The 10001-nt window shown below is 62.0% G+C and carries 9 protein-coding genes; all 9 read right to left on the minus strand.

Annotated elements, in window-relative coordinates:
• A partial coding sequence (locus WBB85_RS18295; RefSeq protein WP_432640035.1) for a DUF3726 domain-containing protein occupies positions 1-73 on the minus strand: 73 nt, incomplete at its 3' end.
• Positions 70-1767, minus strand: a complete 1698-nt coding sequence (locus WBB85_RS18300; protein ID WP_432640027.1) for a hypothetical protein — start codon at positions 1765-1767, stop codon at positions 70-72. The genes WBB85_RS18295 and WBB85_RS18300, both read right to left, overlap by 4 nt.
• 91 nt (positions 1768-1858) lie before the next feature.
• Positions 1859-3412: a BCCT family transporter gene (locus tag WBB85_RS18305; protein ID WP_432640028.1), complete on the minus strand. Its 1554-nt coding sequence runs from the start codon at positions 3410-3412 to the stop codon at positions 1859-1861.
• 38 nt (positions 3413-3450) lie between these two features.
• Complete coding sequence (locus WBB85_RS18310) at positions 3451-4464, minus strand: membrane dipeptidase (protein WP_432640029.1); 1014 nt, start codon at positions 4462-4464, stop codon at positions 3451-3453.
• Positions 4465-4469: 5 nt separating this feature from the next.
• Positions 4470-5912 carry an aldehyde dehydrogenase family protein gene (locus WBB85_RS18315; RefSeq protein ID WP_432640030.1) on the minus strand — a complete coding sequence of 481 codons (1443 nt, stop codon included), beginning with the start codon at positions 5910-5912 and terminating at the stop codon, positions 4470-4472.
• Between the two features lie 122 nt (positions 5913-6034).
• Positions 6035-6928 (minus strand): LysR family transcriptional regulator, encoded by an 894-nt coding sequence (locus tag WBB85_RS18320; protein ID WP_432640031.1) that lies wholly within the window; start codon positions 6926-6928, stop codon positions 6035-6037.
• Positions 6929-7013: 85 nt separating this feature from the next.
• Positions 7014-7256: a hypothetical protein gene (locus WBB85_RS18325; protein WP_432640032.1), complete on the minus strand. Its 243-nt coding sequence runs from the start codon at positions 7254-7256 to the stop codon at positions 7014-7016.
• 118 nt (positions 7257-7374) lie between these two features.
• On the minus strand, positions 7375-8532 hold the full coding sequence (locus tag WBB85_RS18330) for a WD40/YVTN/BNR-like repeat-containing protein (RefSeq protein WP_432640033.1): 1158 nt from the start codon (positions 8530-8532) through the stop codon (positions 7375-7377).
• A 138-nt stretch (positions 8533-8670) separates the two neighbouring features.
• Positions 8671-10001 (minus strand): M10 family metallopeptidase C-terminal domain-containing protein (locus WBB85_RS18335; protein WP_432640034.1); only part of this gene is annotated, 1331 nt, incomplete at its 5' end.

Genomic DNA, 10001 nt, shown 5'->3' on the forward strand with positions numbered 1-10001 from the left:
GTCCCCAGCTCAGGCCGCAGCCCCGCGCGGCCTTGCGCGACATTGCTTCCAGTTCGTTCAGCGACCAGGTCATTGGGCGGCCTCCTCAAGGGCCGGATAGGCCCAGTCATCGTCACCTGACGCCTGAAGCTCATGCGGGAAAGGCGCATCGCGATACATGTTGATCCGAACCCAGCGGTCCGAGCGGGGATCGAAATGGCTGGCCCCGAAGAAGGCGAGTTTCGCGCGCAACATGTCGATGGGCATCATCGCGGCCGAAATCGTGTTGTCGCGGATCTCGGCATAGGGATAGCGCGCGGCAATCTGGGCGCGGCGCACGATATGGCGATGCTCAGGATGGGCAAGGACGAAGGCGGCGACAGTGTCGTCATCGGCCATCGCAACCAGATCACGGTGCATGACGGCCGCATCGCGGCCCGGGGCAAGCGGCTGTTCGTAGGGGGCCAGAGGCTCTTCGAACCGCTCGCCAAGCCGTGGTTCCAGCTTTTCCTCGGACGTGTACCAGACCCGCGCCTGCGCGGCCTGAACGCTCCAGTCAGTGGCCAGCGCCCAACCATAGACGTCTTCGACGATGGCCTTCAGCGCATCCACCCGCATTGCGCCATCGATCCGCTGGGCGACGGCCTCATCGGCGGCCATGCAGATATGCAGGTCGTCTACCAGACGGCCATAAGGCTCCATCATCAGCGAGGCCAGAAGTTCCTGCGCCTCAAGGCCCAGATTGGCCTCACCCCAGCGCCAGAGCGCGTCCCAGGGGTGATCGCCGTCCAGACCGGCAGCCTCGACATGGCCCACCAAGAGGTCGATATCGCAGGCAAGGCCCATGACCTTTTCGCGCTGCAACGGATGTTCCGACCGCCAGTACGAGATGTTCAGGATCGACCGGGCGAGGATTTCGCGGAACCGTCTGGCTTCGGCCTTGCTGGCCGAGGCGACCGCGCGGACGCGCACCAGTGCTTCTTCCCGCGCGGCAATCCAGTTGTTCAGAAGGACCGGGTGGTTGATGAGGTATGGCGCCATGCCAAGACCGGTCGAATTGCCGATGCCAAGGCTGCGGCGCAGCACCGGGTCCAGCACCACGGCCGTATCGGGAGACCGCAGGCGGGCCATTTCCTCGACCAGATCCAGAACGAAGGCGCGGGTCAGGTAGACCGACAACATCTCGACCTGGAAGGGCGCACGGAATTCCGGGCGGTTTTCCGTCTTCTCGCGGTCGGCCGCACCAAGTTTGCCCGAACCGTAGACGGCGGTCGTGCGCATCAGATAGCCCACGGCCCAGATCTTTTCGGCCTCGGGCTGGTACCCGGCGGCAAGGCAATCGATGATATAGTCAAACAGCCGGACCGAGCGGTTTGCGCGCGACACGGAAAGCTCGCTCTCTGTGACCCGCCCGGCTTCCTGCTTGGGAATATTGCCCGCCAGACGATCGATATCGGCCTCGGTCGGGATCCCGTCGAAAAGCGTAAAGGTCGCGTCCCATTCGGTCGCAATCACCCGGTCCGAGCGCTTTTCGGGCGGCAGGTCATTGGCAAAGGCGATCAGCGAATAGCTGCGCTCGGGCCCATGCGCGGTATAGACCGCGCGACCGACCCCCCTGGCGTCAATCTGAAAGAGGCGCCGTTCAAACCGCCAGTTCTCGGTTTTCATCCGGCGCAGCAGCACCCGCATGAACGAGAGACGGCATTGATGGAACGATCCCATGCGGGCCAGCGTCATCACGACATTCGGATCGCGACGCGAAATCTTTGGATCGGCGAGTTGTGCCATTTATTCCCCCCGGAATGTAGTCTGCGCGCGGTTCCTTAGTTTCCGATATGCAGGCCCCGACCCGAAAGCCGGGGCCCTTTAGTTTCTTGCCTCAGCGTGCCTCGCGGCCCTTGAGCAGCGTGATGCGCAGGGCATCCCAAAGCGAAGGCAAGAGCACGATCGACACCGGCACGGCGGTCACGACGATGAAGCTTTGCAGCTTACCTACGCCGCCCGACCCGGTATAGATCAGAATGAGTGCCATGGCCCCCATCGCGATCCCCCAGAAAAGGCGTACCGGCATTGCGGGCTGATCGTCCTCGGCCATCGCCATCGAGATCACATAGGTCATCGAATCGCCCGTCGTGGCCACGAAGACCGTGGTCAGGATCAGGAACAGGATCGAGACGATGAAGCCCATCGGCAGCTGCTGGGTGATCGCCAGAAGCGCGGCGGGCAGGTTGAAGCCCTCGAACGCGGTCGCGACCGATCCCGGCTCGGCCAGTTCGAAGGCGATGCCAGACCCGCCGACGATGGTGAACCAGAAGTTGGTGATGATCGGCGCGATGATCGACAGCATGATGACGATCGAGCGGATCGACCGGCCACGCGACACCCGCGCGATGAACATCGCCATCAGCGGACCATACCCCATGAACCAGCCCCAGAAGAAGACGGTCCACCAGCCCAGCCAGCCCGGATCACCAAAAAGCCCCGCCTCGCCCCGATAGAGCGCCATCGGGATGAAGTTGGCGATATAGGTGCCCATGCCACCGAAGAAGTTCTTGAAGATAAAGCCGGTGGGGCCCGCGATCAGCATGAAGCCCAGCAGAACGGCTGCAAGGATCACGTTGAACTTCGACAAAAGCTGGATGCCCTTCGAAAGCCCGGTCATCGCCGACACTGTGTACAGCGCCACAAGGCAAAGGATGACGACGACCTGCGTCGCGAACCCGTCCGGAAGGCCGAACAGATCGCTGAGGCCATAGCTGACCTGAAGGCCAAGGAAGCCGATCGGGCCAACCGTGCCCGCGACAACCGCGATGATGCAGGACGCATCCGCAATCAGGCCGATGGGACCTTTGATCGCCTTGTCACCGAACAGCGGGTACAAAAGCGTTCGCGGTGCCAGCGGCAGACCCTTTTCATAGTGGTAGTACATCAGCATGACCGTGGTCAGCGACCCGAGGATCGCCCAGGCGAGGAAACCCCAATGCATGAAAGCCTGCGCCAAAGCGGGCGTCACATCGGCCTCGGTATTGCCCGCACCGCCGAACAAGGGAGGGGAGTAGAGGAAATGCGCCATCGGCTCACCCGCGGCCCAAAAGACGCCGCCGCCCGCCAGAAGCGTACACATGATCATCGCGGCCCACTGGAAGACCGTGAATTCCGGCCGGTCGAGACCGCCAAGAACCGCCTTGCCACCCGGCAGGACCACCAGAACAAGGCCGATCACGAAAGTCGCGAGCAGCAGGATCTGCCAGTACAGGCCGAAATATCTGGCCGAGAAGGCAAAGCCCGCATCAACCGCCGATGACAGGAATTCCAGATTGAACAATGCGGTAAGACAGAAAATCGCAATAAAGCCTGCGGTTACAGCGAACAGCGGCTTATTGACTTTCGCAAAGCCGCCCCCTGCGGCTTGCGATACGGTGGTTTCGGTCATTCTCCCCTCCTTGGAATGGCCAAAGTGATACGCCGGGATTATTCCGCGGCGCTCTTCCGGGCGCCCTTGGACGCCTGAATTGGTGTGAAGTTCTCGTCGAAGAAGCGCAGCCAGTTGCCGCCCATCACCTTTGCCGCGCCCTCGGCATCAAAGCCTGCCGCACGCAGGCCCGCCTCCAGATTGCCGAAATCGCGGTTGTCACCGTAAAAATCCGGCATATCGGGGAAGCCCGGTGCCGCGGCCGAACCTTCGCCGTAGTCGATCTTCTTGGTCCAGCGCCCGGTGCGCATCCATTCGACGACGCTGTCGGGATGGTCCTGACAGAGATCCGTGCCGATGCCGATCCGCTCCGGCCCCATCAGGTCCGCCGCCTGTGCGATCATCGTGCAGAAGCTTTCCAGCGTACAGTTGCTGCCCCCCAGCAGGTGGTGGGGATAGACCGAAAAGCCGAGCATGCCGCCGCTTTCTGCCAGCGCCTTCAGCACCCGGTCCGACTTGTTGCGCTTTGCCGCATGCCAGAAAGACGGGTTGGCATGGGTGATGGCAATTGGCCTGGTCGAATACTCGATGGCCTCAAGGGTCGAGCGTTCGGCCGAATGGCTCATGTCGATGACAAGACCCACGCGGTTCATCTCTTCCACCACCTCGCGACCCATGCGGGTCAGACCCATATCGTCGGCCTCATAACAGCCTGTCGCGAGCAGCGACTGGTTGTTGTAGGTCAACTGCATGAAGCGCAGGCCAAGCGTGTGCAGCACCTCCACCAGCCCGATATCATCCTCGATCGGGCTGCAATTCTGCGCCCCGAAGAAGATCGCCGTGCGGCCGGTTTCTTTCGCCCTCCGCACATCGTCACCGATCCGGCCCTGAAAGATCAGATCCGGATATTGCTCGAACCAGCGGTTCCAGCGTTCGATGTTCAGGACCGTCTCACGAAAATTCTCGTGATAGGTGATGGTGACATGCACCGCATCGAGCCCGCCTTCCCGCATCTGCCGGAAGATTTTTTCGGACCAGTTGGCGTATTGCAGGCAATCGATGCGGTATGTCATTGGCCTTACTCCGGGTTGCCGGCTGCGATGTAGGCAGTCTTGACGGTGGTGTAGAACTCGGATGCATAAGCGCCCTGTTCGCGCGGACCGTAAGAGCTGTCGCCACGCCCGCCGAAGGGCACGTGATAGTCGGTACCCGCCGTCGGCAGGTTGACCATCACGCAGCCGGTGCGCGCGTTGCGACGGAAATGTCCGGCACGGGCCAGGCTTTTGGTGACGATGCCCGAGGTCAGGCCGAAATTCGTGTCGTTCACGACCGAAATCGCTTCGTCATAGCTGTCGACCTTGATCACGCAGGTGATCGGCGCGAACATTTCCTCGCGGTTGACGCGCATGTCATTCTTCGTCCCGGTGAAAACGGCGGGCGACATGTAGTAGCCTTCGGTCTTCATCGTCAGACGCTCGCCGCCGCATTCCAGCGTGGCGCCTTCCTTGCGGCCAAGGTCGATGTAACCGAGGTTGCCGTTCAACTGACCTTCGCTGACCACAGGGCCCATCTGGGTGCCCGCCTCAAGCGCATGGCCGACCTTGAAGGCCTTGGCGGCGGCAACCAGCTTTTCGACGAAGGTATCGTGAATGGCCGAATGCACCACGAGCCGCGAAGAGGCGGTACATTTCTGGCCCGAGCCGCCGAACGCGCCCCCGGCGGCAAGGCTGACGGCGAGGTCGATATCGGCGTCGTCCATCACCGCGAGCGCGTTCTTCGAGCCCATCTCCATCTGCAGCTTCGTGAGGTTGCCGATGGCCGAGGCCGCGATCTGTTTGCCCACGGGCACCGAGCCGGTGAAGGAAATCGCATTGATGCCGGTGCTTTCCACGAGCTTCTGGCCGATGGCACCGCCCGCCCCCATCACGAGGTTGAAAAGACCCGCCGGAATGTCCTGACGCGAGATGATTTCGGTCAGTGCCACGGCAGAGGCAGGCGTCAGGTTCGCCGGTTTCCAGATGACGGCGTTACCGAAGGCAAGTGCGGGCGCGATCTTCCAGGTCGCGGTCGCGGTCGGGAAGTTCCAGGGCGAGATGATCGCGACGACGCCGACCGGCTCACGCCGGACATCGACCTCGACACCGGGACGGACGCTGTCGGCATTGTCGCCGATCTGGCGCAGGCACTCGGCGGCGTAATAGGTAAAGAATTGACCGGCGCGGTAGACCTCGCCCTTGCCTTCGGCGATGGGCTTGCCCTCTTCGCGGGCCAGAAGCGTGCCCAGTTCCTCGGCCCGTGCCATCAGCTCGTTACCGATGGCGTTCAGGACGTTCTGGCGGCGTTCCAGCCCGTAACCGGCCCAGACGCGCTGCGCCTCACGCGCGGCATCAAGTGCCTTGTCGAGCTGTGCGGAAGAGGCCTGAGCATATTGCCCGATGACATCGGAGATGTCCGAAGGGTTGATGTTGTCGATCGCGCTTTCGCCTGCGACCCATTCCCCAGCGATATAATTCTTGTTCACGGGCGGCCCTTTCCGGATTGTTCGAAGAGATTGGGCCGCAGAGCGCCCCTGCGCGACAGTAAGGGCAAGCGCCGATTCAAGACAAACCGAAAGACTTGTATTTTTCTTCAGATAAACTGAATTCAGGTCGGGCGGCGATCCAGATATCCCGGCAAACCGGCATCAAGCAGAGCTGCAAGAAACGCCCGCGCCGCGGGTGCCAGATTCTGCAACGGCTGCGACACGACATGCACGTCCCTTTGGGCCGAGGTTTCCGCAAGCGGCCGGAAGACCAATCCGTCACGCTCTTCAAGAACGGCAAGACGCGGCAGGATGGTGATGCCCGCGCCCGCGCGCACAAAGCCAAGCAGCGATGCCGTATTCGGAACCGACAGGCGCGAGGCGGCAAGGATCGGCGCGAAGGCCTCTTCGCGGATCAGTTCGCACAGCCCGTTGGCGATCAGGTCAAACCCGGCAATATCGGCCCAGCCGACCGAGCCACGCGCGCCTGCCAGCGGATGATCGGATCGGCAGACGATGCCGAACCCGTCGGAAAAGAGTTTTCGCCGGTCAAAGCCCGGCATGGGGCCAAGTGTTGCCACCCCGATATCGGCGCGCTCGCGCTCCAGCTCATGCTGAACGGAGGCCGAGTTCATGTCGCGAAGATCGACCCGCACCTTCGGATGATCCGCCATGAAGCTGCGGATGACGGATGGCAACACCGCCGTGGCAACCGACGGCGTGACGGCCAGCCGGACAAAGCCCAGCTCGGCCCGGGAATGCCCTTCGATCATCGCCACAGTGCGCGCGAAGTGATCCAGTTCTCGTTGTGCCTCGGCATGGATCATCTGCCCAAGCGGCGTCAGCCGCGACTTGCGCGCGCCCTCAAAGAGAGGGGCTGCAAGATGCTCCTCAAACTGTTTCAGCATCATCGACACGGCCGACGGCGTGCGCCCCAATGCCTCAGCCGCACCGGCAAGACCGCCATGGTCGCAAACCGCGACGAAGCAGCGCAACATGTCGATCTTGATGCTCATGTCTTCAACTTTTCTGAAGTCCTTCCATTCATTTAAAGCAGTGCCGAAATCAGCGCCAGTCATAATTGCGCGATGGCGACGCGGATCAACCACGCTTGCGTGCGTTCCAGACACGCCGGAACGCCCGAATGTCAAGCCAGACAACCGCAAGCCCGAGGGGGATCATCCAAAAGCCGAGAACCGGCAAAAAGCCAAGCACACCACCCGCGACCAGAATGAGGCCGAGCAGCAGGCGAAGGCCGGGCGGCACCTTCTGATTGATCCGGACCAGCCCCCTTCGGCTGCGCTTCCACAACGCCCGGATCCTCGCGCGGTCGACAGACGGCATGTGATGGTGTCTCCAACGGCCCCGAAGGTCAGGGCTTGCCCCATGCAACCGCCGATATCGGAAGGGTCGTCGGTCACATCCCGGCTATATAGGTCGCATCGGGCGCAGGATAAGGGCCTCAGCCGCGCTCCAGCACCTCGACGGCAAGGATTGTCGGCAGGTGACGGGCAATTTCGTCCCATGTGTCGCCTTCGTCGAGACTGGCAAAGACCGACCCGGAATTGGTGCCGAAATAGATGCCTGCGGGATCGCGACTGTCACCCGCCATGGCCTGCCTGAGAACGGTGAAATAGCAGCTCTGCTGCGGCAGCCCGTCGCGCATCGCCTGCCAGCTTTGCCCGCCATCGCGCGACCGCCAGACAGCGGCGGCGGCACCGGGTGGAAAGCGGCCGGCGGTGTCGCCGTTCAGCGGCAGGGTCCAGATCGTATCGGGGTCGCGTGGATGGACCCGGATCGGGAAGCCGAAGGTCGAGGGCAGACCTTCAGTAATGTCGTCCCAGCTCCGCCCGCCATCCGAGGATCGCCAGACGCCGTGGTGGTTCTGCTGATAAAGCACATCGCCCCCACCCGGTGCCCGCATCATGTTGTGAACACAGTGCCCCGTCTCACCATCGCGCGGTGCTGCCGGGTGGTGGTGATGGCCGCAGGCCTCGGCATTTGACAGCCGGTTGCGCCGGTCCCAGGTCTCCCCGCCATCCTCGGTCGCGAAAACACCGGCGGCGGAAATGCCGACCCAGAGATTCTTCGGATCGGCGGGATCGGCCACGATCGTGTGCAGCACCAGCCCCGCAGCGCCGCCGTTCCAGTCGGGACGGGAGGGATGATCGCTCAGCCCCTGCACCGACTGCCAGCTGACACCTCCGTCATCGCTGGCGATCAGGCTTGCGGGTTTGGTTCCGGCATAGAGCCGTCCATGGGCATGCCCCAGTGACCAGATCTGCGCGAAGTCCGAACCAAACAGCGGCTCTGCCCCGGTCCAGCCGATCATCTGCGCGAAATCCGGGTCAGTCGCGGCCCAGTCGTCCATCTGACCTTTAGTGAGCTTGGCCAGTGCCCAGTTCCGGCCGCCATCTTCGGATCGCCAGATACCGGCCCCATGCCATTCTCCGCCGCCCCCGGCCCAGATCGTACCGGTTGCAGGATCGCCAATGGCATGGTTGATCGGCCAGCCATCGCAATGGGGGCCGGAAACCGACCAGACCTTGTTGTCCGTGTTGTCCTTGATCAGGAAAAGACCCTTGGTCGTGCCGACCAGCAAGGTCTCACCGCGCGACATGTTCCGTCCTCCGTCGCCAGTCTTGTCACGGTGACAAGGCTAGCACGGACGTGGTTTTGTCCAAATCTGATTTTCCGGCACGGTCAACGGATCGGGCAAGGCGGGCAATGGCGGGGCAGAACCCCGCCCGCCCGAGCCTCAAAGTACGAAATCGGTTGCCGACAAGGCACCTATGTTCAGAAGCGAGATTTCGCTATCCGCCAAGCCGTCGCCGTCCACATCCATGTAAACGATCGCATCGGCACCGTTCAGCGCATACCAGACCCCGTTCGCCGTGGCTGTCGTACCGCCAAAGACGAAGGCATCATCGCCCGGAGCCACGCCATCCGCGTCGATCTGCGACAGGTCGATCACATCGGTCCCCGACATGAAGTCAAGGATCACGTCGCGCGCGGCACCGGTCCCGGAATCCGCCACAGAGACGAAGACGAACGTATCGGCATCCTGGTTTCCACGCAGCTGGTCGCGCCCGCCCCCGCCCCGGATGACATCGTTACCGGTACCGCCACTGAGTGTATCATTTCCGTTTCCGCCCAAAAGCACGTCGTCATCCGCGCCGCCATAAAGCCGGTCGTTGCCGCCTTCGCCCTTGAGGAGGTCGTCACCGGATCCACCATAGAGCTTGTCATGCCCCTTGCGCCCCAGCAGGTCGTTTGACTGGCCATCCCCTTTCAACTGGTCCGATTTGGACCCACCTGTCAGGTTCTCGATATCGATGAAGGTCTGCGAGCCGAGTCCGGTTTTCTGCGCGCCGGTAATCGAGAGATTGATCCTGACAGCCTGACTGTTAACGGCAACGACCGTATCGGTATCGGCGCCGCCATTGAAGATGTCCTTACCCTTGCTCATGACGAGGCTATCATCCCCGTTGCCACCATAGAGCTTGTCGGTCCCGCTTCCGCCCTTCAGGCGGTCGTTACCGTCATACCCCTTGAGCCTGTCGGCACCGCCACGACCGGACAGAACATTGTCGGCCGAGTTTCCTTTGATATAGTCGTCGCCTGATCCTCCAAGCGCCTTCTCGATCGTTACACCGTTTGCAATTGTGAAGCCGCCAATGACCCCCTTGACATAGGACACGTATCCGCCCGCGTTCTTGCCCACGAGAGGTGCCTCACGCAGGTCGATCCGGCAGTCCTTGCTGCCACCATACTTGATCTCGTCAATACCGCCGGTATCCCAGATGCATTCCCAATATGTTCCTTTGCCGTTGGAACCGCGCAGCGAATAGCCGGTGTCACCGGTCTTTACGTTCATATTGGCCCCGTAGATCGCCTGAATGGCGGCGATATCCAACGCCATGGGTGTCGCCTGCCAGCCATAGTGGTCAGCGTTGTGGTTCGGATATTTGCTTGCCCAGCCAGCGTTGTAGGACATTGTGGTGAATATGCCCTGGTTCAGGTTGTACTGGCCCAGATCCCACTCACTGGACACACCCGGAAACACGTTTGCATCAACCTCAACTCCGC

This window comes from Albidovulum sp. (assembly GCF_049646345.1).
Lineage (GTDB): Bacteria > Pseudomonadota > Alphaproteobacteria > Rhodobacterales > Rhodobacteraceae > Albidovulum.